This is a genomic window from Pontibacter beigongshangensis (assembly GCF_014332515.1).
GTDB lineage: Bacteria > Bacteroidota > Bacteroidia > Cytophagales > Hymenobacteraceae > Pontibacter > Pontibacter beigongshangensis.
Genome location: NZ_VFSD01000002.1, coordinates 42,292 through 68,201, shown reverse-complemented (window position 1 = coordinate 68,201; position 25,910 = coordinate 42,292). Strand labels below are relative to the sequence as shown.

At 50.6% G+C, this 25,910-nt stretch carries 19 protein-coding genes and 1 pseudogene; 13 read left to right on the top strand and 7 right to left on the bottom strand.

The window, feature by feature from the left end; genetic code table 11:
* Positions 1 to 35: 35 nt before the first annotated feature.
* Positions 36 to 923, top strand: coding sequence for a ChaN family lipoprotein (locus FJM74_RS02415; RefSeq protein ID WP_241738910.1), 888 nt, complete (start codon positions 36 to 38; stop codon positions 921 to 923).
* A 196-nt stretch (positions 924 to 1,119) separates the two neighbouring features.
* Here FJM74_RS02415 and FJM74_RS02410 read toward each other — a convergent pair whose 3' ends face one another.
* Positions 1,120 to 1,467, bottom strand: coding sequence for a HesB/IscA family protein (locus tag FJM74_RS02410; protein WP_187260972.1), 348 nt, complete (start codon positions 1,465 to 1,467; stop codon positions 1,120 to 1,122).
* A 182-nt stretch (positions 1,468 to 1,649) separates the two neighbouring features.
* Here FJM74_RS02410 and FJM74_RS02405 point away from each other — a divergent pair, with 182 nt between their 5' ends.
* Together FJM74_RS02405 and FJM74_RS02400 are read left to right on the top strand one after the other, a co-directional pair.
* Positions 1,650 to 2,177, top strand: coding sequence for a DUF7935 family protein (locus FJM74_RS02405; protein WP_187260971.1), 528 nt, complete (start codon positions 1,650 to 1,652; stop codon positions 2,175 to 2,177).
* Between the two features lie 151 nt (positions 2,178 to 2,328).
* Positions 2,329 to 2,616, top strand: a complete 288-nt coding sequence (locus tag FJM74_RS02400) for a hypothetical protein (protein ID WP_187260970.1) — start codon at positions 2,329 to 2,331, stop codon at positions 2,614 to 2,616.
* Between the two features lie 164 nt (positions 2,617 to 2,780).
* Here the strand turns inward: FJM74_RS02400 and FJM74_RS02395 are convergent, their stop codons facing one another.
* From FJM74_RS02395 to FJM74_RS02380, 4 genes are all read right to left on the bottom strand, one after another.
* The gene (locus tag FJM74_RS02395) at positions 2,781 to 3,869 is read right to left on the bottom strand and encodes an aminotransferase class V-fold PLP-dependent enzyme (RefSeq protein WP_187260969.1); all 1,089 of its coding nucleotides are present in this window, start codon (positions 3,867 to 3,869) and stop codon (positions 2,781 to 2,783) included.
* A gap of 172 nt (positions 3,870 to 4,041) precedes the next feature.
* Positions 4,042 to 5,934 (bottom strand): phosphoglycerate dehydrogenase, encoded by a 1,893-nt coding sequence (gene serA, locus FJM74_RS02390; protein ID WP_187260968.1) that lies wholly within the window; start codon positions 5,932 to 5,934, stop codon positions 4,042 to 4,044.
* 800 nt (positions 5,935 to 6,734) lie between these two features.
* Positions 6,735 to 7,871 (bottom strand): N-acetyl-alpha-D-glucosaminyl L-malate synthase BshA, encoded by a 1,137-nt coding sequence (gene bshA, locus FJM74_RS02385; protein ID WP_187260967.1) that lies wholly within the window; start codon positions 7,869 to 7,871, stop codon positions 6,735 to 6,737.
* A gap of 68 nt (positions 7,872 to 7,939) precedes the next feature.
* Positions 7,940 to 10,846: a glycoside hydrolase family 3 N-terminal domain-containing protein gene (locus FJM74_RS02380; RefSeq protein WP_187260966.1), complete on the bottom strand. Its 2,907-nt coding sequence runs from the start codon at positions 10,844 to 10,846 to the stop codon at positions 7,940 to 7,942.
* Between the two features lie 452 nt (positions 10,847 to 11,298).
* On the opposite strand from FJM74_RS02380, the gene mutL reads away from it, so the two are divergent.
* From mutL to FJM74_RS02355, 5 genes are all read left to right on the top strand, one after another.
* Positions 11,299 to 13,119 carry a DNA mismatch repair endonuclease MutL gene (gene mutL / locus FJM74_RS02375; protein ID WP_187260965.1) on the top strand — a complete coding sequence of 607 codons (1,821 nt, stop codon included), beginning with the start codon at positions 11,299 to 11,301 and terminating at the stop codon, positions 13,117 to 13,119.
* A gap of 26 nt (positions 13,120 to 13,145) precedes the next feature.
* Positions 13,146 to 13,925, top strand: a complete 780-nt coding sequence (locus FJM74_RS02370; RefSeq protein ID WP_187260964.1) for a rhomboid family intramembrane serine protease — start codon at positions 13,146 to 13,148, stop codon at positions 13,923 to 13,925.
* A gap of 23 nt (positions 13,926 to 13,948) precedes the next feature.
* Entirely contained in the window at positions 13,949 to 14,857 is a 909-nt protein-coding gene (locus tag FJM74_RS02365) for a rhomboid family protein (RefSeq protein WP_187260963.1), read from the top strand.
* Positions 14,858 to 15,028: 171 nt separating this feature from the next.
* On the top strand, positions 15,029 to 15,523 hold the full coding sequence (locus tag FJM74_RS02360) for a barstar family protein (protein ID WP_187260962.1): 495 nt from the start codon (positions 15,029 to 15,031) through the stop codon (positions 15,521 to 15,523).
* Between the two features lie 437 nt (positions 15,524 to 15,960).
* Positions 15,961 to 17,472, top strand: coding sequence for a malate:quinone oxidoreductase (locus FJM74_RS02355; RefSeq protein WP_187260961.1), 1,512 nt, complete (start codon positions 15,961 to 15,963; stop codon positions 17,470 to 17,472).
* Between the two features lie 199 nt (positions 17,473 to 17,671).
* Here the strand turns inward: FJM74_RS02355 and mdh are convergent, their stop codons facing one another.
* Together mdh and tilS are read right to left on the bottom strand one after the other, a co-directional pair.
* Entirely contained in the window at positions 17,672 to 18,613 is a 942-nt protein-coding gene (gene mdh, locus FJM74_RS02350; RefSeq protein ID WP_187260960.1) for a malate dehydrogenase, read from the bottom strand.
* A gap of 560 nt (positions 18,614 to 19,173) precedes the next feature.
* Positions 19,174 to 20,499, bottom strand: coding sequence for a tRNA lysidine(34) synthetase TilS (gene tilS, locus FJM74_RS02345; RefSeq protein WP_187260959.1), 1,326 nt, complete (start codon positions 20,497 to 20,499; stop codon positions 19,174 to 19,176).
* A 219-nt stretch (positions 20,500 to 20,718) separates the two neighbouring features.
* On the opposite strand from tilS, the gene FJM74_RS02340 reads away from it, so the two are divergent.
* From FJM74_RS02340 to porD, 5 genes and pseudogenes are all read left to right on the top strand, one after another.
* Entirely contained in the window at positions 20,719 to 22,332 is a 1,614-nt protein-coding gene (locus FJM74_RS02340; protein ID WP_187260958.1) for an OstA-like protein, read from the top strand.
* Positions 22,333 to 22,579: 247 nt separating this feature from the next.
* Positions 22,580 to 23,410 (top strand): outer membrane protein assembly factor BamD, encoded by an 831-nt coding sequence (locus FJM74_RS02335; protein ID WP_187260957.1) that lies wholly within the window; start codon positions 22,580 to 22,582, stop codon positions 23,408 to 23,410.
* Positions 23,411 to 23,422: 12 nt separating this feature from the next.
* A complete protein-coding gene (locus tag FJM74_RS02330; protein ID WP_187260956.1) occupies positions 23,423 to 23,749 on the top strand; it encodes a DNA-directed RNA polymerase subunit omega in 327 nt (108 codons plus the stop codon).
* Between the two features lie 9 nt (positions 23,750 to 23,758).
* Positions 23,759 to 24,962, top strand: a pseudogene (coaBC, locus tag FJM74_RS22720) (bifunctional phosphopantothenoylcysteine decarboxylase/phosphopantothenate--cysteine ligase CoaBC).
* On the top strand, positions 24,955 to 25,860 hold the full coding sequence (gene porD, locus FJM74_RS02320) for a type IX secretion system protein PorD (protein WP_187260955.1): 906 nt from the start codon (positions 24,955 to 24,957) through the stop codon (positions 25,858 to 25,860). Before coaBC ends, porD begins: the two are co-directional and overlap by 8 nt.
* Positions 25,861 to 25,910 lie beyond the last annotated feature (50 nt).

The window sequence follows — 25,910 nt, the reverse complement described above, 5'->3', positions numbered from 1 at the left end:
CATATACTTTCGTGTTCCTGAAATTAAACCGCTACATGGAAATGCTTCAAATCCTGCTCTCGCTTTTGTTGCTGGTTGCAAGTGCTACCGCTTCTGCCCAAAGCAACGACAAACCTGCCTACCGCCTGTTTACGAAAGCCGGCCAAGAGGTAAGCTATGGCAAAATGCTGTCGAGGCTGCAGGAGGCGCAGGTGGTACTGTTTGGAGAGCAGCACAACGACCCGATTGCGCACTGGCTGCAGCTGGAAGTGGCCAAAGATTTGAATAAAGCGCATCAGGGCAGGTTTGCGATCGGAGCTGAGATGTTTGAGGCCGACGTGCAACTGGTGCTGAACGAGTACCTGGCGGGGCAGGTGCCGGAAACTAATTTTGAGCAGGAGGCCAGGCCCTGGCCCAATTACAAAACAGACTACAAGCCTGTGGTTCGCTTCGCTAAAGACAATAAGGTGCCCGTGGTGGCCACCAACGTGCCCCGCCGGTATGCGGCCATGGTATCGGGTGGGGGCCTGGCTGCCCTGGAAGGCGTGTCGGAAGCAGCAAAAGCCTACATGGCGCCTCTGCCTGTTTCAGTAGAAATGAACCTGTCCGGGTACAAAAACATGCTCTCTATGTTCGGGAGCGGCCCCCATGGCCATGCCAAAGCCGAAAACGTGGTGCAGGCACAGGCGCTGAAAGATGCCACGATGGCCCACTTTATCCTGCGGCAGGTGCAGGCGGGGCACAGGCTACTGCACCTCAACGGCGCCTACCACTCCGATAATTTTGAAGGAATAGGCTGGTACCTGCAGCAGGCACAGCCAAATACAAGCGTACTCACCATCACCACTGTGCTGCAAGACAACCTGGACAAGCTGCAGGCAGAGCATAAGCAGAAGGCCGATTTCATTCTGGTAGTACCGGCCAGCATGACCAGAACCTTTTAAACTTTAGGCACAAAACTTTTTGAATGGAATATGAAGCCAGCAGCATCAGCAGAACAGCTAACATCAGGAGGGCGTTTTTTATTAGAATAATTGTGAAGCTGCAGGCTGCTCCATCTGAAATTCTGATTCAGACATTTCAAAAGCAAGTAGGCCCGGCTTTGCAGCCGGGCCTACTTGCTTTTGAAGAAAGGTATTTTTAGGCAGAGAAAGAAGTGCCGCAACCACAAGTGCTTTTAGCCTGCGGGTTGCTGAAGGTAAATCCACGGGCATTTAAGCCATCCTGGAAATCGACCTGCATGCCCAATACGTACATGGCGTGTTTTTTATCCATGATCAGCTTAATGTCTTCCACGGCATAAATCTCGTCAGAGTCTTTTGCTTTGTCGAAACCTAAAAGATACGACATGCCGGAGCAGCCGCCGCCCTGCACCCCAACGCGCAAGCCATATTCTGCCGGTACGTTTTTGTCCTTCATTATATTTCTAACCTCAGCCAAAGCTTTCTCTGTAAGCATGATGGGTGCTGTTTTTGTATCTGTTGTCATGTTCTCTTATTTTTCTGAAGTGCAAATTTATAGAAATATACTAAATTATTTCTGTTCTTAAAAGGCTGCCCTTCCGTTAAGGCAACAGATCCGGCCCTGAAATGATTCCTGCCTGTTAATTAAATTTTTACGATATTTATCCCCGTTACCGTTTGTGTGAACCTCTGAAAACAGACAGCCTGATGAATTCCTTCTTAATCTTCACTTATATTATTCCTGTTTTACTTGTAATCGCCGTTCTGGTTTGGTTTCTGGTCATGCTGGAGAAACACCTGAAGAACATGCGCCAGATCCGGATGCTGGGGGTGCGGCTGCATAAAGATGCCATTACCCTGCCGGTGCGGCTGCATGCCTACGAGCGGGTGGTACTGTTGCTGGAGCGCATAACGCCTGCCAACATGCTGCTGCGCGTAAGCAGTGTGGGGCAAACAGCCTCGGAGTACCACCAGGTGCTGCTCTCCGAGATCCGAAACGAGTTTAACCACAACATGTCGCAGCAGGTGTATATGAGCGATGCGGTGTGGCAGCAGGTAAGGCAGACCCGCGAGGAAGTGGTGAACCTGATAAACAGAACCTACCACGAACTGCCTGAAGGCGCACGCGGAGCCGATCTGGCCAAACGCATTCTGGAGTCTATCCTGGTCTCTGAGGCAGACCCCACCGCCGCTGCCATTCAGGCCGTGAAGCAGGAGATGCGGGAGGTTTTTTAAGTTAGAAAGTTGCTGTGGTGTAAGGAAGACCTCGCAGCGTGCGCAGCTCCTGCGAGCGTCTGGAGGGGCGACAGCAACAGAACCGGTATAAATCGATTCGGAAGGCCTTTTTCATTCGAATAATTTGATGTAAGCACCAGCAGTTACAGCTATGAACCGGCTAGAAGAAAGAAATCAGAAGTTCATGAAATTCTGGAACAAGTGGCGACAGCGGAAGTGGCAATATGTAACTTTGTGCGGTGGGGTAGGACTAGCAGTAATAATTCCTGGATACTTCTGGGCAATAGAATTTAAGCTGGCTAACATAGAAGTTGCCAAGTTTGTAACGCAAACTCTTATGTCAGGTGCCAGTGGTGTGTGGTACGGACTGTGGTCTTATAAGAAGCAGGAGAAAATGTATCAGGAGCTTTTAGCTGCTAACGATGCTGAACAGGCCTAGGGGAATTATTCGAATAAAAATGGCCTTCCAAAGCCGTTAAGCCATTTTTTTGTCAGGGTTAGAAGGCAGTGGTGGCGGTAGAAAACTAAAGAGGCAGAAAGCCAGCAACCATAGCCGCCACCTCTCTGCCTCTCAAAATTTTCTAAATTAACTTCTCTAACTTTCTAACCTACTAGTTCCTTCAGCTTATACACCAGCGCCTGCACCTGGCTAAGCGAGTGTGCCGGGAAGTTGGCGATCCGGATCTGGCTTTCTTTGTAGCTGCCGTAGCCGCTGCCCACCGCCATATCGAAAGGGGCAAGACGCTTGATCACATCCGAGGCGGGTACCTTGGTATTGGCAATGATAGTGGTTACAGAGCGATGCACCTCATTTTGCACAGCTATGTCAAAGTTCCCGCTGCTGGCTATATACTCGTAGATCAGTTTGGCCTTGGCTTCTGTTTCCTGGCGAATGGTGTCTACGCCCTTCTTGTTCATCTCTTCCACCACATGGCCCAGCAGGTAAATGTTGAGCACGTTCGGTGTTTCCGGGGTCTGATATGCTTTTGCTTTTGGCAGCAGCGACGGAATGCTGTGGTATGAGCCTACCGACAAACCTTTCGCTTGCAAAGCCTCTGCTTTGGCAATACAACGCTCATTCAGAATCCAAACACCCAGGCCAGCAGGCAGGCCAAAACACTTCTGCACCGAAAAATAAACCGAGTCTATTTTGCTGTAATCAAAAGCCGGGTGTGGCATAGACGATACGGCATCAACAAAGAACAGCGGCTCCGGCCCAACTTTTTCACGCAGGGCGTTAATGGCAGCAACTGGCAGCGAAGCGCCTGAGCTGGTCTCGTTCTGCACCAAGGCTACCAGTTCGGCTGTGGCAGGCACCTCGATCTGGTCTACTTCAAAGCCTTCGCCAAAAGCAACCTCGTGCTTGGTCGCGTTCCGTCCCAGCTCCTTAGAGATCTCATAAAAACGCTTCGAAAAAGAACCGTTCACCAAATGGAAGCTCTCCTGCTCCACGGTGTTCTGAATAGCGCGCTCCCAGATTTCGTTGGCCGATGAGAGCAGCAAAATCTCGAAATTGTCTGGCAGTTGCAGCAATTCGCGCAAACCGGTTACAGCATGCGCATAAATATCCTTAAACTGCTGGCTACGGTGCGAGATGCTGCCAATCTTATTGGCCATGGCCGCCGCCATGTGCTGCGGCACCGTAGGATAAAGCTCAGACGGACCGGGCGTAAAAAAGACTTTGTTCGTCATTTTGGTTTAATGGTTGTTGATTGTTAATTGCTGAATTGTTGATTGCTGTAAGGTAAAATCATCAAATGAATATTATTTCAACTTAGTGCCTATAAAAATTTGTGCACTTAAGGAGAAAAATTATTTAACAATCACCTAAAGCAGCAATCAACAATTAACAACCAACAATTAATTAGTAGAGGATTCTGAACTTAATGGTGGCCGCGATGCTCTTCAGCTCGTTGATCAGTTCCTTATCGTAGGCCTTGTCGATGTCTGTGATCACATAGCCGATCTGCTCGTTGGTTTTCAGGTACTGCCCCAGAATGTTTACATGGTTGCTGGCCAGTACGCTGTTGATGCTGGCCAGTACGCCCGGCACGTTGGCGTGCAGGTGTATGAGGCGGTGCGCATTGTTGAGTTCAGGCAGCTGAATGTTCGGGAAGTTCACGCTCTGGTAGGTATTGCCAGAGTTGATATAGTCCATGATGCGGTTGGGAACGAAGTTGGCAATGTTCTCCTGCGCCTCGCTGGTGCTACCGCCAATATGCGGAGTCAGGATCACGTTTGGCAGGCCTCTCAGCTCGCTTACAAATTCTTCTTTGTTGGTGGCAGGCTCTTCCGGGAACACATCCACGGCGGCACCTTTTACTTTCCCTGATTTAAGGGCTGCTACCAGCGCATCGATATCTACCACATGCCCGCGGCTCAGGTTCAGGAAAATAGAGCCATCTTTCATGGCTGCAAATTCATCTTCGCCGAACATGTTCTTGTTGTACGGACGGCCATCTACGTGCAAGCTCACAATGTCGCAGATTTCGAGCAGCTGCTTCAGCGTGGCGCATTTGCGGGCATTGCCCAGCTGCAGCTTCTCCACAATGTCGTAGTAGTACACCTCCATGCCCATGGCTTCGGCCAGCACAGAGAGTTGGGAGCCAATGTTGCCATAGCCTACAATACCCAGTTTTTTGTCGCGCACTTCAAAGCTGCCGTGAGCCGATTTGTCCCACTCGCCCCGGTGCATCTTTATGCTCTTCTCGGTGATGTTGCGGTTCAGCATGATAATCTGGCCGATGGCAAGCTCTACCACACTGCGGGTGTTGCTGTACGGGGCGTTGAACACAGCTACGCCGGCATCGGTGCAGGCAGGCAGGTCTATCTGGTTGGTGCCGATGCAGAAGGCGCCCACGCACATCAGTTTATTGGCATGCTCCAGCACACGCTTGGTAACATGCGTTTTAGACCGGATACCCAGTATCGACACATTTTTGATGCGCTCACAAAGCTCATCTTCGCTCAGGGCACCAGCCATAATTTCTACCTGGTAACCTTCGTGCTTGAACAGCTCCACTGCTTTCGGGTGGATGTTTTCGAGCAGCAGCACACTGATGCGGTTTTTAGGATAGGAGATGGCCATAGGTAATTTATTCTGGTAAAGGAACTCATCAAGGCTTGGTGCAATATGCTCCGCCTTGGCCACTACATTGTCGCGGCTGATGTTCTCGGTGAAAGCATAAAACTTGTTTGCCAGGCCGGCTTCTTTTATCTCGTAGTCGGTGTAGCCATCGCCCAGTACATACACATCGCCTTCCAGGGCCAGGGTTTCCAGAAGCTTTATTTTGCCTTTGTCCAGACTAAGTACATTTTCTTTATCAAAGCCGATAATGTTTCCCTGCTCATCGTAAAGGAAGGTGTTGGCATAGATATTCTCTTCTTTAATGCCATACTCCGTTACAATAGGCGTGATAAACTCCTTGAAGCCGCTGGATACAATATAGATATTGTCGGCAAATTCTTCGAAGAACTGCTTGTTTCGGCTGATGGAGTTGGATACTCTGTTTTTTAAGCGGGCAATAAGCGGGTTCAGGTGCTTCTGATTTGCCTGGAGCAACGACAAACGTCTGGACAGGCCCTCGGTGAAGGAGCTGTTGCCATCCATAGCACTGTTGGTGATGTTTTTAATCTCTGTCAGGATCTGATTTTTATTCTCATCATCCTGCAGTGTAATTTCTCCTAACTCATCCAGCGCTTCAACCTGTGTAAAGGTGCTGTCGAAGTCGATGATGAAGTATTTGTCTTTACTCATAAAAATTAGGCCGTTTCCTATTATTTTAAGGGTGATACAAGCTGCCTTCACCAGATTTGAGTACCCCCGAAGGTTGCAGGAGTATGGGTGCCGGTTTGAGCAAGCGTTACTGGTTGCCCGCGAGGGCTATTAGCCAGTAAAGATAGCAGATAAAAAAACCGGCTACGAATAATGTGCCGGATTTTTAATGTAAGTTTTGAATTTCTCAGCCAGACTACATGTCAGCGCCAGGCCATGATGTGTTTTTTTAGGTAACTACCCCGAAATGCATAGATAGCGACACAACTTACCGGAATCAGAAACTGCATCACCTTAAGAAAAACAGCACACGTATCACGATACATGACTTTTTATTCTTTGTAGAAAAGGTGAAGCAAATTCCGGCAAGTTGTGTCGCTGTCGCTATCCGGCACAAAACAGGGGAGCATGTTATGGCAGCCTGCAGATTTTGGTTTCAAACGTTAAAACCGGAAGTGCCGGAGGTTAAAGATCGTGAAATGCTTTGAATTATTCCAATCAAAAAGCCCCTCCGGAGGTTCTGCTGCTCCTGCTGCTCTTCTCAGATGTTAGTTGTTAGATGTTCTTGTTTGAGTCCGGATCTCATGCCATTAAATGGAAAGAGTTAGGAGCTGATATATTTAAAGCCTGCTCTGTTCATTCATCTCCAATTCTTCAAATTGATAAAATCAACCATTTAACAATTAAGCAATTTAACCATCCAGCAATTGCCTAATCAGCACCTTAAACAAATTATTCCAATCAAAAGGCCCCTCCGGAGGTTCTTTCGCTCCTGCAGATGCTTATAGCAGGGCGAGTTGTTCGTTTATCACGCTCTGGTAATAGGCTTCGTACTGAGGCAGGATCTTGTCCACATCAAACTCGTGTGCCCTGGCCAGGGCATTTGCCTTGAAGGTGGCCAGGTTCTCATCTTTCAGGATGATGAGGGCGTTTTTTACCATGTCCTCCACATCGCCCACGGCGCTGGTGAAACCTGTAACCCCGTGTATGTTTAACTCGGGTATGCCACCGGCGTTAGAAGAAACAACAGGAACCTCGCAGGCCATGGCCTCCAGGGCTGCCAGACCGAAGCTTTCTTTCTCGGATGGCATCAGGAAGAGGTCCGCAATGGAGAGCACTTCCTCCACGGCCTCCATTTTACCCAGAAAGCGAACATCGTGGCAGATTTTCAATTCCCGGCACAGTTTCTCCATGCGGGGCCGGTCGGGGCCATCGCCAACAAGCAAGAGCTTGGAGGGGATTTGCCGGCGCACGGCTGCAAATATCCTGATCACATCCTCCACACGCTTTACCGACCGGAAATTAGAAGTGTGGACGAGCAGCTTCTCTTCGTTGGGACTGATAGCCATGCGAAAATGCTCTTTCTTCTGGCGCTTAAATTTTTCCAGGTTTATAAAGTTGGGAATAACCTTAATGTCTTTTTCAATCTGGAAGTAGGCATAGGTTTCGTCGCGAAGGCTGCTGGAAACCGCCGTTACACCATCCGACTGGTTAATACTGAAGGTTACTACCGGCTCAAAAGAGGGGTCTTTGCCTACCAGCGTAATGTCGGTACCGTGCAATGTCGTGATAACCGGAATATTCACACCGTGTGTTTTCAGGATCTGCTTGGCCATATAAGCTGCAGAGGCATGCGGGATGGCATAGTGCACGTGCAGCACATCGAGCTTCTCGAACTTTACGATATCTACCATCTTACTCGACAGCGCCAACTCGTAAGGTGCGTACTGAAACAGTGGGTACGTAGGCACAAACACCTCGTGATAAAAAAGATTCTGGTTAAAAAAGTCGAGCCGGGCCGGCTGACTATATGTTATAAAGTGTACCTGGTGCCCCTTTAGTGCCAGGGCTTTACCGAGTTCTGTGGCTACCACACCGCTTCCTCCGAAGGTAGGATAACAGACAATGCCGATTCTCATAGATTTGTTGGCTAGAAATAACAAAAGCGCAGCATTTAAATGCAGCGCTTTGTCAGAAGTTTAAACGATTATGTTTTAGGAACAATGGATCTGTACACCACATCGTGTATGCGTGTACGGATATTGTATTTTACGAGCTTGGTGTTGCCAGCATCAGGATAAACCCTGTTAGACAGGAAGATATAAATCAGCTTGTTTTCAGGATCGACCCAGGCACAGGTGCCGGTAAAACCGGTATGCCCAAAGGTGCTCAGCGGGGCCATGTCGGATGTCGGGCCGTTGCCATCCGGCTCCGGTTTGTCCCAGCCCAGGCCGCGGCGGCTATCTGCTAATTGCTTTTTAGAAAATTCCGGCACAACGTTCGTTTTAAAGTATTTGTGCCCGCCGTAAGAGCCGTTCTGCAGGTTCATCTGCATGAGTATGGCCAGGTCGTTGGCATTAGAGAACAGGCCGGCATGGCCACCTACGCCTCCCATCATGGCGGCTCCCTGATCGTGCACGGTTCCCCAGATCAGGTTCTTACGGAAGTAGCTGTCATCTTCGGTTGGGGCGATCATCTCGCGCGGGTGCTGGAGCAGGGGCGTATATCCCATGGTGCTCAGGCCAAGCGGTGCATAAAAGTTCTGATCCAGAAACTCATTGATCGGCTGGTTGAGCAGGCGCTCCGACATGCGTTTCAGAATATAAAAGCCCAGGTCGCTGTATTTGTACTCAAAGGTTTTGGCTCCTTTCTTTTTCGGCAGCAAAGGCGACCGAACCGTCCAGGCCCACAGCGAGTCCTCCATCGATTTAATAGAGTACACTCCCGGAATTACCTCGTTCGGGAAAACATCGGTCTGGGTGCTGGCATAGAAGGTCTGGTTCAGCAATTTTTTAGAGTCGAGTGTTTTTTGCCAGTGTGCCAGCGTAGACTGCAGGCCTGCATGATGCGTCAGGAGGTCACGTATAATAAGCCCTTCCTTGTTGGTACCTTTTAGCTCAGGCAGGTAAGTGGATATCTTTTCGTTGAGCTTGATTTTGTCCTGATCCTTCAGGAACATGACCGCCTGCAGCGTAGCGCCTACTTTGGTAATGGAAGCGATGTCGTAAACCGTGTTGTTTGTTACAGGCGTTTCCTTCTCGTAGGTGTAATGGCCGTAAGACTTGTTAAAAACCACAGTGCCATCTTTTACCACCAGTACCTGGCAACCTGGTGTGGCAGCATAGGCAATGGCTTCAAGGGCTATATTGTCTATCTGCTGTAGTTTTCTGGAGTCCATTCCTACGCTTTCGGGCACACCATACTTCAGGCGGTCGATGATGGGGGTTGTGATACCGGTGCCTGCCTTAAAATTGGCAGAAGCGGTAACAGGAAGCTTGCCACTGGCGCTACGCGCCCCGAACAACACCTGTGGCACAAACAACTGCGACACAGTATTGTCTTCGTAGCCGCACAGAAGCCAGTCGCTGCCTTCAAAGAATTTAAGGCTATACGCATTGCCCATTACGGCCACCACCACTTTCTTGTCGGTGCGCTCCTGCAGGAATTTTATGAAGGCGCGCGTGCCTACGCCGATGCCAAAATTATTGGAGGCCGTAAAGTTCATGTTATGGATGCTCACCACCACCACATCATGGTCGCGCAGTTCGGGAATAATCTTGTAGAAGGCCGAGTCCGGGGCCATCCGGTTGGGAATGACAAAATTGGTGATGGGAGCGTAGTTGCCTAGCGTTTTCTGGAAAACATTGCCAGCCGGAGCGCCTACAGCCACAGAAGCGATGCTCAGTGTGTCGAGGTTGCGGAAAGGCAGGAACGAATCTTTGTTTCTTACTACCGTTATAGAATGCTCGTAGAGCTGTTCCTGCACCACTTTGCTCATCGGGCGGTCAATTTCTTCCTGCAGGTTGGCGAGCTGTACGGGCTTGTACCTGTTCAGGCCTACCCAGTATTTGGCATGCAGGATTTTTCGCACGCGCTGATACACCTCATCTTCGCTGAGCTGGCCTTTGGCAAGTGCCTGCTTTATTTCCTTGGTGGCAGTTGGCACGTCCTCCGAGAAAAGCAGAATGTCATTTCCTGCTAAAAGTGCCTTTACATCCACCTCGCCTGGTTTGTAGTATTTGCTCACGCCTTTCATATTCAGGGCATCGGTAAATACAAGACCTTTGTACTTCATCTTCTCTTTCAGGAGCGTAGTCACCAGTGGGTAGGAGAGGGTGCTGGCCAGGTTTTTAGTGGAGTCTATCTGAGGCAGATATAAGTGGGCTACCATTACGCCCATAACGCCGGCATCAAACGATTTTTTGAAGGGGTACAGTTCTACCTCCGTGAGCCGCTGCAGGTCGTGCGGCACTATAGGCAGGGCCAGGTGCGAATCGGTGTCGGTGTCGCCGTGGCCTGGGAAGTGCTTGGCAACGGCAATGATGCCATGGTCCTGCAGGCCCTTTATGTAGGCAATGCCCCGCCGGGTAACTTCTTCTTTAGACTCCCCGAAAGAGCGGTTGCCGATAACCGGGTTGGCCGGGTTCACGTTCACGTCCATTACAGGCGAGAAGCTCACGTTCACGCCCATGCGTTTCATCTTCAGGGCGATTTCGCGGCCCATCAGGTACACGTATTTTTCATCGTCGAGTGCTCCCAAGGTCATTTGCTTGGCAAAGTTCATGCTGCTGTCGAGGCGCATGCTCAGGCCCCACTCGGCATCCATGGCAATAAGCAGGGGCAGCTTTGCCTGCGATTGGTAACGGTTGGTAAGCTTGGCCTGCCGCACAGGGCCGCCCTGCAGAAACATAAGTCCGCCAATGCCCCAGCGGCTCACCAGAGTATCCAACTCGCGGTAATGCTTTTCGTCCTTGTTAGAGTAGGCGGCCACCATAAACAACTGGCCCAGCCGCTGGTCAGGGGTAAGAGAGTTAAAGACGCTGTCGACCCAGTTTTTCTCTTCCGAACTCACCACAATATCTTCCGATGGCTTCAGGGCCGTCAGGGAGCTCATTCCGAAGAACGCAAGTATCAACAATCCTAAACTGAAACTCTTCAACATCCTACTACTGCTATTTATACTATTGGAACAAGTCGAAATTAAGTCTATTTTTGCAGAAGGCAGCATTTAAAGAACGGAAAAATGCTGCTCCGCACGAACTGATCTATGAAAAAAGTTAAAATCCTGACTGATGTGACGCAGACCTGTGTTCAGGTGCCGCAACTGTTGCAAAAGTCTTTTTGCAACAGAAAAAATACGGTTTTTGCTGCTTATTTCAAAAGGTAATAGCACCGGGAATAACTACAGGATTATCTTTCTTATTCTGAATCAGTCTGTAATTTAATAATAAAATTAATTCTGAATAAGTTCTGTTTTAGATAAAATAGTATACACAAAAACCTGGCCGTTATAAAAAGGGCGTATTTAGATACCAGAACGATTTCAGAGAGAAGCAGATAAACCGGATGCCCGACATAATAAATTTATTGCCTGACTACCTTGCCAACCAGATTGCTGCCGGAGAGGTGGTGCAGCGGCCGGCATCGGTGGTGAAAGAACTGCTCGAAAATGCGATAGACGCCAGGGCCACCAGCATTCAATTAATTGTAAAAGATGCCGGCAAGCAACTGGTGCAGGTGGTGGACAATGGATCCGGCATGTCGGAGACAGATGCCCGCATGTGCCTGGAGCGCCACGCCACCTCCAAGATCAGTTCTACCGAAGACCTGTTCCGGATCCGGACCATGGGTTTCAGGGGAGAGGCGATGGCCTCGATAGCGGCCGTGGCGCAGGTAGAACTTAAATCCAGGCCACACAGTACCGAAACAGGCACCCGCCTGCTCGTAGAAGGCTCTGCGCTCGTTAGCCAGGAACCTGCCGCCGTGCCGGAAGGAACCTCTGTAGCCGTTAAAAACCTGTTCTATAACGTGCCGGCCCGCCGCAACTTCCTGAAAACAAACGCAGTGGAGATGCGTCATATTCTCGATGAGTTTCAGCGGGTGGCGCTGGCCTTTCCGCAGGTGAGCATGTCGTTGTTTCATAACGACCTGGAGGTGTTTAACCTGCCTGCCACCAAGCTCAGCCAGCGTATTGTGGGCCTGTTTGGCAACAACTACAAAGAGCAGATGGCCTATTGCGAGGAAGATACCTCGTTTCTGAATGTGCGTGGCTACATCGGAAAGCCTGAATTTGCCAAAAAAACAAGGGGAGAGCAATTTTTCTTTGTAAATAACCGCTTTATAAAGAGTGGCTACCTGAACCATGCTGTGATGACGGCCTTTGAAGGGCTGCTGTCAAAAGAGAGCCACCCGTTTTATGTGCTCTTTATTGATATTGAGCCGGAGAAGATCGATATAAACGTACACCCTACCAAAACCGAGATCAAGTTCGAAGACGAGAAAACAGTGTATGCCATTGTGCATGCCGCCGTGAGAAAGGCCCTGGGAACGCATAACATTGCCCCTTCGCTCGATTTTGAAGGAGACGTTAACTTTGCGCCACTGCAGCCTATCCGGATGCAGCCCGGCCTGAATGAGTTCGAGAAAGATTCCGGCTTCCCGGGCTTTAGCCCGCCTTCTTCCCCTAAACGGATGAAATCAGAGGGATGGGAGTCCTTGTATGAGGTGGCCCGGGTGCAGCCAGGGGCAGAGGGGCAGCAACCCGACATGGCTGAAACCACTGGCTTGCTCGACGATGCCTTCGCGCATATTCCTGCCGCTACCAACAAGGCTTTGCAGATTCATCAGAAGTACCTGCTGGTGCAGGTAAAGTCGGGCGTGATGATCATAGACCAGCAGGCAGCTCAGGAGCGGATACTGTACGAGAAATACATTGGCTCCATGCAGAAAAAGACGGGCGCCTCGCAGGCCCTGCTTTTCCCGCAGACAGTGGATCTCTCGCCGGGCGATGCCGTGCTGATAAAAGAGCTCGCCGCTGAGTTTAAGGACATGGGCTTCCAGTTTGAGGAGTTTGGCGGCAACACCATTATCCTGAACGGCATACCGGCCGATGTGCAGGCCGCCGACGAGAAGCAACTGCTGGAGGAGCTGATTGAACAGTATAAAAACAACGCAACCTCCATGAAGCTAGACCGAAGCGAGAATCTGGCACGCGCCATGGCCAAACGCCTGGCCTCGAGGCTGCCGTTCCGGATGTCGGACCTGGAAATGAATTCGCTCGTAGATAAGCTTTTTGCCTGCCAGGTGCCAAACTACACGCCGGGCGGGCAAAAAACGTTGGTGATTATGGAGCTTGGCCAGCTGCATGATCTTTTTCTGAAAGGCTGATTTTTTACCTTTGAAGCATATAAAGCATGTTTAACATAACCCCAATGGTCAGAAATATTCTGATCATTAATGTGGTCGTTTTTATTTTGCAGGACAGGCTGTTTGCAACAGGGCAGCTTGCCTTATACCATTTCGGTTCCAGTTATTTTCAGCCGGTGCAGCTGCTTACGCACATGTTTATGCATGGCAGCTGGGGCCACCTGTTCAGCAACATGTTCAGTTTGTTTATATTCGGGCCCTTGCTGGAGCGGTTCTGGGGGCCACAGCGCTTCCTGGCTTTTTACCTGATTACCGGCCTGGGAGCCAGTTTGCTGTATTCAGGCGTAAGAGCCTACGAGCTGAACGAGCTGCATGCCGATACGGTGCGCTACCTGGAAGCTCCGTCTCCTGTCGGCTTTAATCAGTACATGACGGAGCACTTGGGAGAAGGCGCTGGCCAGAACCTGGCGGTTGCCTATGCCCGGAATGAGGATAACCCCAGTTATGTTGAGAAAACCAAAGAACTGGTGCGTGAGGTTTATACCAGGATGTTCAACACCCCGCTGGTAGGGGCATCAGGTGCTGTTTTCGGGATTCTGATGGCCTTTGGTATGCTCTTTCCGAATATGGAGCTCTTCCTGCTATTCTTTCCGTTTCCGATAAAGGCGAAATATTTTGTGCTGCTCTACGGCGCTTTTGAGTTATATTCAGGCTTTAACCGGGTGCCGGGCGATAATGTGGCGCATTTTGCGCATCTGGGAGGAATGCTCTTTGCGTATATACTCTTAAAAATGTGGCAGAGGAACGATTACCGCGGCAACTTCTGAAAACGCGACAAATCTAATATACAATGAACATCCTTGAAGATATAAAACAAGCCTTTCGTCAGCCCAATAACACGCTGAAGCAGCTTATCCTGATTAACATTATCGTTTTTGTGGTGCTTATTGTGCTCAGAACGATTCTGGTACTGGGCAGCAATGCCGGGATCTATAATACGCTGATGAGTTTTGTTGCGCTGCACTCCAGCCCGATGACCTTCCTTACGCGCCCGTGGACGCTGATCACGTACTTCTTTACGCATGAAGGTTTTCTGCACATCATCTTCAACATGCTGAACCTGTACTGGTTTGGCCAACTGATACGGGAGTACCTGGGCGACAAGAAACTGCTGAGCCTGTATGTGTATGGCGGCATTGCCGGCGGACTGCTTTACCTGCTGAGCTATAACCTGATTCCTTTTTTCGCTGCCCGGGCATTCGACTCTGTGATGATCGGAGCCTCGGCCAGTGTGCTGGCAATAGTGGTAGGTGCGGCTACACTGCTGCCTAACTTTACCTTTAACCTGATCCTGATTGGCCCGGTTCGGATAAAGTATATTGCCCTGTTCCTGGTAATACTCTCGATTTCGGGGGCGGTAGGAGACAATGCGGGCGGTAATATAGCGCACCTGGGCGGTGCCGTGCTCGGCTGGATTTTTGTAAAACAACTGCAGGCTGGCCGCGATCTGGGGCGGCCGCTTCACGCTTTCCTCGACTTTATTACAAACCTTTTCACGCGCAGGCCACACCTAAAGGTAACACACCGGCGCAGTAAAGTAGCTGTGGCGAACGGTGCCAGGGGCGTGAAGGCAAACGCTGCCGGCAAACCAAGCCAAACGGAGATCGACCTGATTCTCGACAAAATATCCAGCTCCGGCTACGAAAGCCTATCAAAGGAAGAGAAGCAGAAGCTGTTTATGGCCAGCCAAAAGGACTGAGAGACTTTGTCAAATTAGAAATTCAAAATTATAAATAATGGCAAATCTGCTTTCAGAACTTTAATTGCAGCGTTTTGCGTCGGTTTATGATGCAGGAATGGCTAAATTTATATTCACAGCTTTCAAAAGGTCTTTTGAGCAACAAGCACCAAATTCTGTAGTAACTGAGCTATGGCTGTTTTCAGAAATGTGCCGGAGGAGTGGCAAAGGCTGGACTGGATTCTTTTTCAGAACGGTTGGGTTAGTCTCTACATGGCGAAAGAAATTCTGATAGCCGATACTTTCTGGTTCAGGGGCCAGCGCTACCGGGTGCTGGATTTGGATTGCAGCCACTGGTCAGACGAAGCGGCCGTGCATGCCGACCTCAAAATAAAATTCCGTTTTTCCGATACCTACGCCCATACCCTGCCTTCTCTCCGCGATAGCCTTTCTGAACACGATGTGGCAGGAACAGGCCTGGTGGTGGTGCTGCACCAGTTCGGCAAGGTGCCGCAGCAACTCGGGCAGTCGCTTTTGGATGTGTTCGCCGACAACTCCCGCCTGCACATGCTGCGGGGCGAACGAATTATTACCCTGGTGCAGGTAGCCTCCCGCAAATCACCCTACACAGCAGCCGGCAAAAGTGCAGTAAGCTGGAATCCTATAGAGTCGGGCTTAGGCATGTAGTCTCAGCGGCAGATGCTCCGGAGGGGCTTTTTGATTAGAATAATTTGGTTGCTGGCTGTTATTTGTTTTAAGCTGATTTATCTCTTCCTGGCAACCAACAACTATTGTCAGCGATACCACATACCAGAATCTGTTTCACCTTTTTTACCAATAATAAACTGTCGTGATGCGTGTGTCGCTTTTCTCAGGGTGATGCAACTTCTGGTTCCGGTAAGCTAAGTCACAGTCTATAGTCGTTTGGGAGGTAATATGCGTAAAGTCCTATCAATTGTTAGTATCTTTTATTGCAATTGTCTGTAGATTAGGGTATTGCAGGTTGCGAGGATCAAAATTATAACTTATCAGCTATTAATAATGCAATAAAAGATGTTTAAATCCGCTTTGTGGCAAGACTATTTTCAATTTTCGACGTAACTTTGTGATCTACGATTACAGTTATGATTAAAAGCGATAGATCATTTGAAGAAAACCCTGATGTAGTTCTGATTGGTGCCGGTATTATGAGCGCCACCCTGGGCATGATGCTAAAAGAACTGCAGCCTGATTTGAAAATCGAAGTTTTTGAAAGGCTCGATGTTGCAGCAGCCGAAAGCTCCGATGCCTGGAACAACGCCGGCACCGGACATGCCGCCTTCTGCGAACTGAATTACACCCCACCACGAGCCGATGGCTCCATAGACACGTCCAAGGCTGTTAACATTGCCGAGTCTTTCGAGCTATCGAGGCAGTTCTGGTCCTACCTGGTGCAGCGCAACTTTATTAAACCAAACTTTATCAAAAGTGTACCGCACATGAGCTTCGTATGGGGGCAAACCAATGTAGAGTTTCTCCGGAAGCGGTATGCTGCCATGCAGAAGTCGGTGCTCTTCCAGGGTATGCAGTACTCCGACGACTTTGACCAGCTCGCCGAGTGGATGCCGCTTGTAATGGCGGGCCGTAAGAAAACGGAGAAAGTGGCCGCAACCCGCATGGAAATCGGAACAGACGTAAACTTTGGTGCCCTGACCCGCGACTCGTTCAGCCAATTACACAAAATGGAGGGAGTGAACCTGCATTTCGGACTTGAGGTGAAAAAGCTGCAGCAGGAGGCAGACGGAAGATGGCGTGTGAAGGTGAAAGACCTGAACACCGGCAACAAGCGCAAAATAATGGCGAAGTTCGTGTTTATAGGCGCCGGAGGTGGCTCGCTGCCACTGCTGATAAAATCCGGGATTCCGGAAGGGAAAGGCTTTGGCGGTTTTCCAGTAAGCGGGCAGTGGCTCAAGTGTAATAACCCGGCCATTATTGAGCAGCACGAGGCGAAAGTTTATGGCAAGGCAGCCGTTGGTTCTCCCCCTATGTCGGTGCCGCACCTCGATACGCGCGTGATCAATGGCAAGCGGGAGTTGTTATTTGGGCCCTATGCCGGGTTCACTACCAAGTTCCTGAAGAAAGGGTCTATGTTCGATTTACCGCTTTCTATTAAAACAGGCAACCTGCGACCCATGCTGGTGGCAGGCATCAAGAACATGCCGCTTACCAAATACCTGATCAACCAGGTGCGTCAGTCGCCTGAAGACCGTTTGCTGGCCCTGAAAGACTATTTACCGAACGCCCGCCAGGAGGACTGGGACCTGGAATACGCCGGGCAGCGGGTGCAGGTGATCAAAAAAGACCCGAAGCTGGGGGGTGTGCTGGAGTTTGGCACGGAGGTGGTAAGCTCTGCTGATGGTACCATAGCTGCTTTGCTGGGTGCCTCGCCGGGAGCGTCTACGGCTGTTGCCATTATGCTGAGTCTGATGGAGCGTTGCTTCCCCGAAAAATTTAATTCGCCGGAGTGGCAGGAAAAGATCAGGCAGATGATTCCTTCGTTTGGGCAGTCGCTGGCTAATGATCCGGAGCTGCTCTACAAAGTTCGCACTATGACCAGCGAGGTGCTGGAACTGACGAGCCCGGAGCCGGTAAGGTAAAAGTTAACAGGACACAAGACGCAGGACATAAGGCAAAGGGCTTATATGAAGCAGAGGTTTTATATTTGCATTTGTGAGTTTTCGCTTTCTGTGTCGGGTCCTTGTTAAGACACTATTAATAAAATAAAAGATAAACCAAAAGCGGCGCTTCCATGCAGGAAGCGCCGCTTTTGGTTATAGGTATGGCCGCTTTCAGGAATTAAGCTTTGGCAGCCGTCATTTTGTCCAGTGCGTCCATTACTTCTTTTACATGGCCGCGGGAAGTTTCCAGCAGCTGCTTCTCCTCGTCGTTGAGTTGCAGCTCTATCACTTTCTCGACACCGTTCTTGCCTAGAATTACAGGCACGCCCAGATACACGCCATCTATGCCGTACTCGCCTTCCAGCTTAATGCAAACCGGGAACACACGGCGCTGGTCACGCACAATGGCTTCTACCATCTGCGCCGCTGCTGCACCTGGTGCATACCAGGCCGAAGTGCCCATCAGTTTCACCAGTTCGCCGCCACCGTTTTTGGTGCGTTCTACAATAGCAGTCAGTTTATCTTCAGAGATCAGTTCAGTTACAGGAATGCCGCCTACGGTGGTGTAGCGAGGTAGCGGCACCATGGTGTCGCCATGTCCGCCCATCAGCACGGCCTGTATGTCTTTTGGCGAAACGTTCAGTTCCTCGGCCAGGAAGGCTCTGTAGCGGGCTGTGTCCAGGATGCCGGCCATACCAATAATGCGGTTACGCGGGAATTTAGAAGTGATGTGCGCCGCATAGGTCATCACATCGAGCGGGTTAGACACCACAATGATGATGGCATTGGGAGAATGCTTCACCACGTTCTCGGTCACGGACTGCACAATGCCGGCGTTTGTAGAGATAAGGTCATCGCGGGTCATGCCGGGTTTGCGCGGCAGCCCGGAGGTGATCACCACTACATCAGAATCAGCTGTGCGGCTATAATCGTTTGTTACGCCCACGGTGCGGGTGTCGTACAGGTTAATAGGCGACTTTTGCCAGATATCAAGTGCCTTGCCCTCGGCAAAACCTTCTCTAATATCCAATAAAACTACTTCGTTCGCTATTTCGCGGTAAGCCAACACATCGGCGCATGTTGCTCCAACGTTTCCGGCTCCAACTACAGTTACTTTCATTGCAGGGTATACTTTATTTGGGTTTGAGATTCAGTTAACTAGGGTAAAAATATAAAAAGTATTCTCATTAGAGGCAAATAAATATATATTCTTTCCGGGAGATTTTTATTCTAGTCTGAAAAACTAACAATAGTTCAGGAATCTATAGTGGTGCCTAGCTCCGGATGACATCGCCTGATAAAGGTCTGATCTGTTGAGCAGCAGCATCTGTAGGAGCAAAAGCCTCCGGGAGGCCATTTTGATTAGAATAATTGGTTGATTGATAATTGCTTCATAGTTAATTGGTTGGTTTAGGAATTCGAAGATTTGGAAATGAAATTCCCCCGCTGTGCGTAGTGGGAAAGCACGCACAGCGGGGGAAGAAAATTATCCTCTTATCCTGTAAATCCTTGAGGAAGGGGAGCGATATACACATTCAGACCAAAAAGTCTAATATCTAACATCTAGCATCTAAAACAGCACCAGCAGCACCAGCAGCAACAGAAGCCTCCGAAGGGCCAAAACCATTCAAATAATTACTCATCCACTCCTTCACCGCTCCACTCACTCAAAATTCAAAATTACTTCACCAACCTGATCTCCAGTACCCGCTGCGTCTTCTCCGTCACCTTAAAGCGGTTATCGAGCCGTTGGCCAACTACCCACACAATAGATTGCTCGGAGGTGAGCACCAGTACCTGCTGCTTCAGGTTGGCCGGCACTTTCCTGTCTACCAGAAAATCGCTGATCTTTTTCTTGCCGTTCATGCCGAGCGGCACAAACCAGTCGCCTTCCTGCCAGGGGCGCAGCTTGAGCGGGAATTTAAGCAGGTCGGCATCGAGGGCGGCCACGTGCGGCTTGGTATTGAGTTTGTAGCTACCGGCCTCAAACTCGGTGAGCGTGAGGCGGACATGTGGCTCCTGCACCTCCTGCTGCCCTTCGGCTATCTGTATGCTGCCAAAGCTGCTCAGGTTGCGGGGCGTGACCACCAGCTGCTCCCGGTCCTTCACGAGGGTGTGGGTTGGGGAGTCGAACTGCTTGCCGGAGAGGCCATCGAGTGCCCGCGTCAGTTCCAGCACCATGGTGTAGCTAAAGTTGTAAGGTTTCAGCAGCTCGTGCAGCACCACCGGCAGGCCGGTTGCCTCCTGTAACGGAATTAAATCAATGAAAACGGCCTTCTCCTCCTGCCGCACCGCCTGCTGCTCCAAGTTGGCGATATAGGCTGCCACAATGGCCTCAGCGTGGCTCACGCGTTCGGCGGTCTGCTGCAGCGTTTCCTCCAGGTTGGGGTTAATCTCCTTCAGGGCCGGAATTACATCGTGCCTGATTTTGTTGCGCTGGTACTTGGTGCTCAGGTTGGAGCTGTCTTCGCGCCAGATAATATGGTTGGTGGTTACAAAGTCGTAGATGTCGTCTTTGGTGAGCGGGAGCATGGGCCGGATAATGCGGCCGTTTTTTGGCGGAATGCCGTGCAGCCCGGCAATACCAGTGCCTTTGGTCAGGTGCAGCAATATGGTTTCGGTCGTGTCGTTGCTATGGTGGGCGGTGGCGATGTAGTCGTAGCCTTCCTGCTGGCGCACCTGCTCAAACCAGGCGTAGCGCAGGGCGCGCGCCGCCATCTGGGTCGAGATATGCTCCTGCTCGGCAAAGGCCGTGGTGCTGAAGTTTTCGGTAAAGAACGGCACGTTGTACTTTTTGGCCAGTTTTTTGACGAACACTTGGTCGGCCTCCGAGTCTTCGGCACGCAGGCCGAAGTTGCAGTGGGCAATGGCGAAGTCGAACTTTAGCTGGTGCAGCACTTCGCAGAGCACCACCGAGTCGATGCCGCCACTCACGGTGGCCAGCAGGCGGCTGTCGGGCTGGCATAGGGCATGTGATTGTATGAAACCTAAAACTTTCTGGAGCATAAGCAGCAGGTGGTAAATTTTTTCTAATTTTGAATTGAATAAGATGTTAGATACTAGATGTTAGATTCTAGACTTGAAATGTGTCATGCAAAAATTTGTTTCCTGGTCAATACAATTCAGCCAGGTGATCAGCAAATTTGGGCACTTACTTCTGAGATACCTTTTTGACTCACTCAAAAAATCTAACATCTAGTATCTGATATCTAGCATCTAAAAAGAATGAAGTTCACAAAAATACTGTTTTCTCTTGTCTTTACGCTGATGTCTTTTGCCGTTTTGGGGCAGCAGGCAAAACAGGACAGAGTAGAACTGCAGGGGGCCGACAGTCTGAAGGGAGGCATATTTAACGGGCAGCGGATAACGAAACTGCTCGGGAACGTGCGCTTTAAGCAGCAGGACACGTTCCTGTTTGCCGACTCGGTATACAAATACGATGGGACTGAGATGTTGGAAGCCTTTGGCAATGTACGCATCAACCAGGCCGATACCGTAACCATGACCGGCCACCGCGCCACCTACGACGGCGACAAACGCACCGCCCGCATGACCGGCGACGTGGTGATGAAGGACCCGCGCATGACCCTGACCACCCCCAGCCTCGACTACGACCTGACTACCCGCACGGCGGTGTACACCGAAGGAGGCACCATCGTGGACCCCGAAAACCGCCTGCAGAGCCGCCGGGGCACCTACGACACCAACACCAAGATGTTTACCTTTCAGCGCGATGTAAAAGTCTTTTCGCAGGATTACGACATCACGGCCGAAAATATGCGCTACAACAGCGAAACCAAGATTGTGTACTTCCAGGGGCCCACCTTTATTAAAGGCAAGCAGGGCGACCTGTATGCCGAGGAGGGCACCTACGATACCATCCGCAGGATTTCTGACTTTGGAAAAAATGCCTACATCCTGACACCGGAATACAGGCTGGGCGGCGAAAAGCTGTTCTACGACGAGGGCAGGGGCTACGGCTATGCCCAGCGCAACGTAACCATGCGCTCCCTCAAAGACGATGTGACCATACGCGGGCAGGTGGGCCGCTACTGGCGCGATACCGGCGTAGCCAAAGTGTACGGCAGCCCCAGAATGGAGACCCTGATGGAAGGCGACACGCTTTTCCTGGCAGCCGACACCCTGATCTCCAGAGAATCGAAAACCCCGGACATGCCCAGCATGCTGTATGCCTACCACGGTGTAAAAATCTATAAAGCCGACCTGCAGGGCAAATGCGACTCCCTGAGCTACAACCGCACCGACTCTATTATGCACATGAACCGGAAGCCGGTACTCTGGAGCGACAACAGCCAGATCGTGTCCGACACCATTCACATCCACCTCCGCAACAAGACCATCGACAGGATGTACATGTTCAGCAACGCTTTTATCTCTTCCGAAGACTCCATTCAGAACTTTAACCAGGTGAAAGGCCGTGACATGGTCGCTTTCTTTCAGGAAGGCAAGATCAGGCGGGTAAATGTGGAGGGCAACGGGGAGAGCCTTTATTTCGTGCTGGAGGGCGATACACTGCTTTCCGGCCTCAACAAAGCCATCTGCAGCAACATGGTGCTTAAGTTCTCAGAAGAGAATAAATTGAACACCATCTCGTTTCTGGTAAGTCCGGATGCCAGCTTCATTCCGCCCCACGAACTGAAAGAGCCTGACAGGACCCTGGAAGGTTTTGAATGGCTGGAAGAGCAGCGTCCGGAGCGGAAAGATATCTTTCTGCAGCGCGTGCCGGTGGTGCAGCCGGAGCCTGTACAACCCGCTGCCCTGCAGAAAAATCCGGAAGCGCCACCAGTAAAAGCCAAAAAAGCAGCCAGGCAGGAGTGATAGATACTAGGTACTAGCTGATAGAGCTGGGCCAGAACAGTAGCAATTTTCCGTAGGCAGGCAATTATTCCAATCAAAAGGTACCTCCGGAGGGGTTTTTGCGCTGCTGATGCTGTAGCTGCGGCAGTTTTAATCAGAACCTTCTTCGCGATAGGGTTCCTCAATGATGTCAGAAAACTGATAGCCACTTTTCGGTGGTTAAAACATAGTTGTAAATCACACAGATATTCCATAATTTTGCCCGTTCATGAAGAAAGGCTTTTCCCATATTATTGTGCTTATTGGCATGTTGCTGGTAACCGCTGGTTGTAGTAACTACCAGAAGCTCTTAAAAAGCACGAACGTAGATGAGAAGTACGAGGCTGCGTTGAAGTATTACGAGAAAGAGGACTACTACCGCGCCAATCAGCTGCTCAACGACGTGCTGCCCATGTTAGGTGGGCGACCGGAAGGAGAGCGTGCCAGGTTTCTGTTTGCGCACACGCACTTTATGCAGCGGGAGTTCCTGCTCAGCGCGTACCAGTTCCAACTCTTTTACGAAACCTATCCGCGCAGCGAGTTTGCCGAAGAGGCTATCTTTCTGTACGCCAAGTCGCAGTACATGAGCTCTCCCGGCTATGAGCAGGATCAGTCTACTACCCGGACAGCCTTAGAGTCGCTGCTCGAGTTTCAGTCGCGGTTCCCCAACAGCCAGTTTGCGGAGGAAACCAACAACATGATCAACGAACTGAACGTAAAGCTCGACCGGAAAGCCTTCGACAGTGCTCGGCTTTACTACCAGCTGCGGTACTACAAGTCGGCGGTAGTGGCGCTCACGAACTTCATTAACGAGCATGCCGGCTCACCTTACAGCGAGGAAGCCTCATTTCTGAGGTTAGACGCCCAGTACCGTTTTGCGCTCGAAAGCGTGCAAAACAAGCAGCAGGAGCGCTTTAACGAGGCAGTGGAGTTTTACCTGTCGTTTATAGACCTGCACCCTCAAGGCAAGTACCTGCGCGATGCCGAAAAGGTATACGAAAACACCTTAGCCGAATTGGATAAGCTTAAAAAACCAACACAAGTATCACAAGGTAATTAACACATTATATATATGGCAATAGTACCAGCATCTATCGTTACCAGAAACATGGCCGACTTTGCAAAGCAAACAGGCAATGTTTACAAATCAGTGTCGGTTATCTCTAAAAGAGCCAACCAGATCTCTGTAAAGCTGAAAGAAGAATTGAACTCGAAACTTGCTGAGTTTGCCACTACAGTAGATAACCTCGAAGAGGTGTTCGAAAACAGGGAGCAGATTGAGATTTCGAAGTATTACGAGCGTTTGCCTAAACCTACCAACCTGGCTGTAGAAGAGTTTCTGGAAGGTAAAGTGTACGTGCGCACGCCTGACGACGAAACAGAGCAGACATCTTTCTAATAAAACCGGATGCTCCGGAATAAGAAAATTATACTGGGCGTTTGCGGCAGTATAGCAGCTTACAAAGCGGCCATACTGGTTCGCTTACTGGTAAAAGCAGAAGCAGAAGTGCAGGTAATCCTGACTACTTCTGCTTCTGCTTTTATTACCCCCCTCACCCTGGCCACGCTCTCTAAGCGGCCGGTACTCACCGAGTTTGTGCAGGGCAGGCAAGGCATGTGGAACAACCACGTGGAGCTAGGCCTTTGGGCCGATGCCCTGGTAGTGGCTCCGGCCAGTGCCAACACGGTGGCCAGGTTTGCCAACGGCTTATGCGATAATCTGCTCAGTGCCGTGTATCTGTCGGCGCGCTGCCCCGTATTTGTGGCGCCTGCCATGGACCTGGACATGTACCAGCACCCCGCGGTGCAGGATAATTTCCGGAAGCTGCAGGCCTACGGAAACCACCTGATTGAGGCTGGTATTGGCGAGCTGGCAAGCGGCCTCGTAGGGCAGGGACGCATGGCGGAGCCCGAGGAAATTGTGCAGGTACTTCAGCAATACTTTTCAGGAAGTGGAAAAATCGTTTGACGGAAAACAGGTGCTGCTCACAGCAGGACCAACCTACGAGCCTATAGACCCGGTGCGCTTTATCGGCAACCACTCTACCGGCAAAATGGGCTATGCCCTGGCCGAATGTTTTGCACAGCACGGGGCAAAGGTGCGCCTGGTGGCAGGACCTACCGCGTTAAAGCCTGTACACACCGCCATTCAGATTACCCCCGTAACCACAGCCGACGAAATGCACCAGGCGGTGCAGCAGTTTGCTCCTGCTGCCGATATTGTAGTGTTTGCTGCTGCCGTGGCCGATTATAAGCCTAAAGTGGTGTCCGACAAAAAAATAAAGAAAGACGGGAGCGAATTAACAATAGAACTTGTTAAGAACGTTGATATAGCAGCGGCTTTCGGGAAACAGAAGCGTGAAGGCCAGTATGCGGTGGGCTTTGCCCTCGAAACAAACGACGAAGACCTGAACGCCCGGAATAAGCTCGAAAAGAAGAATCTCGACATGATCGTGCTGAACTCACTCAACGATCCGGGAGCAGGATTCCGGCACGATACAAATAAAATCACGATTATTGAACGTGACACGACCACTGCCTTCGAACTGAAGCCAAAGCAGGAGGTGGCACAGGATATTGTAAACTTAATTTGGGAGCGGTTACATGCTTAAGAAAATACTTGTTTTGCTGTGTGTATGGGTGGTGGCATTGCGCGCTGAGGCGCAGGAGCTGCAGTGCGATGTGGTGGTGAACAGCGAGCAGGTGCAGTACACCGACCGGCAGCTGTTCACAGAAATGCAGACCCGCATTTTCGAGTTCATGAACAACCGCCGCTGGACCGACCAGCCCTACCGGGCCGAAGAACGCATAAAATGTCGGATGCTGATAAACCTGGTCGAGATGCCGGAAATCGGCGTGTTTAAGGCCAACGTGCAGGTAGTGTCAGTAAGGCCGGCATACGGCACCGGCTACGAAAGCATTCTTCTTTCGGTGATCGACAAAGATTGGACTTTTCAGTTCACTGCTGCCCAACCGCTCGACTATGCCGAGAACAGCTATACCTCCAACTTGTCTTCGATGCTGGCTTTTTACGCCTACATGATCATCGGGGTAGATGGCGACAGCTTCAGCAAAATGGGTGGCTCCGGTGCTTACGACAAAGCCCGTAACATTTTAAATATGGCTACCTCTCAGGGTGGTTCTTACCCAGGCTGGAAACCTTTTGAAGGAAATCGGAACCGCTACTGGATTCTCGACAACCTCCAGGACCCGCAGTTCGTGTCTTTCCGTGAGGGGCTCTACACCATGCACCGCCAGGGCCTCGACCTGATGGCCGAAAACCCCGAAAAAGCACGTAAATCGGTGCTGGTCGTGCTGCAGGATATTCAGGCCCTTTCCAAGCTGAAGCCGGGAGCAGCCATTATCCGGTCTTTCTTTGATGCTAAGGCCGATGAGCTGGCCAATATTTTCAAGTCGGCTCCTCCTGCTGATAAACAGGCTGCCTTTGCCATCCTGAACCAGGTCGATGCGCCCAACAGCAACAAATACCAGGTGCTGCTGCAGCGCTGACCCTTCCTAATTTCCCATAAAGCGCGTATCTTCACGCAAGCCAGGCCATG

Coding starts and splice junctions, on each gene's coding strand:
- FJM74_RS02415 (WP_241738910.1), top strand. CDS start 36: ATGGAAATGCTTCAAATCCTGCTCTCGCTTTTGTTGCTGGTTGCAAGT.
- FJM74_RS02410 (WP_187260972.1), bottom strand. CDS start 1,467: ATGACAACAGATACAAAAACAGCACCCATCATGCTTACAGAGAAAGCT.
- FJM74_RS02405 (WP_187260971.1), top strand. CDS start 1,650: ATGAATTCCTTCTTAATCTTCACTTATATTATTCCTGTTTTACTTGTA.
- FJM74_RS02400 (WP_187260970.1), top strand. CDS start 2,329: ATGAACCGGCTAGAAGAAAGAAATCAGAAGTTCATGAAATTCTGGAAC.
- FJM74_RS02395 (WP_187260969.1), bottom strand. CDS start 3,869: ATGACGAACAAAGTCTTTTTTACGCCCGGTCCGTCTGAGCTTTATCCT.
- serA (WP_187260968.1), bottom strand. CDS start 5,934: ATGAGTAAAGACAAATACTTCATCATCGACTTCGACAGCACCTTTACA.
- bshA (WP_187260967.1), bottom strand. CDS start 7,871: ATGAGAATCGGCATTGTCTGTTATCCTACCTTCGGAGGAAGCGGTGTG.
- FJM74_RS02380 (WP_187260966.1), bottom strand. CDS start 10,846: ATGAGCTCCCTGACGGCCCTGAAGCCATCGGAAGATATTGTGGTGAGT.
- mutL (WP_187260965.1), top strand. CDS start 11,299: ATGCCCGACATAATAAATTTATTGCCTGACTACCTTGCCAACCAGATT.
- FJM74_RS02370 (WP_187260964.1), top strand. CDS start 13,146: ATGTTTAACATAACCCCAATGGTCAGAAATATTCTGATCATTAATGTG.
- FJM74_RS02365 (WP_187260963.1), top strand. CDS start 13,949: ATGAACATCCTTGAAGATATAAAACAAGCCTTTCGTCAGCCCAATAAC.
- FJM74_RS02360 (WP_187260962.1), top strand. CDS start 15,029: ATGGCTGTTTTCAGAAATGTGCCGGAGGAGTGGCAAAGGCTGGACTGG.
- FJM74_RS02355 (WP_187260961.1), top strand. CDS start 15,961: ATGATTAAAAGCGATAGATCATTTGAAGAAAACCCTGATGTAGTTCTG.
- mdh (WP_187260960.1), bottom strand. CDS start 18,613: ATGAAAGTAACTGTAGTTGGAGCCGGAAACGTTGGAGCAACATGCGCC.
- tilS (WP_187260959.1), bottom strand. CDS start 20,499: ATGCTCCAGAAAGTTTTAGGTTTCATACAATCACATGCCCTATGCCAG.
- FJM74_RS02340 (WP_187260958.1), top strand. CDS start 20,719: ATGAAGTTCACAAAAATACTGTTTTCTCTTGTCTTTACGCTGATGTCT.
- FJM74_RS02335 (WP_187260957.1), top strand. CDS start 22,580: ATGAAGAAAGGCTTTTCCCATATTATTGTGCTTATTGGCATGTTGCTG.
- FJM74_RS02330 (WP_187260956.1), top strand. CDS start 23,423: ATGGCAATAGTACCAGCATCTATCGTTACCAGAAACATGGCCGACTTT.
- porD (WP_187260955.1), top strand. CDS start 24,955: ATGCTTAAGAAAATACTTGTTTTGCTGTGTGTATGGGTGGTGGCATTG.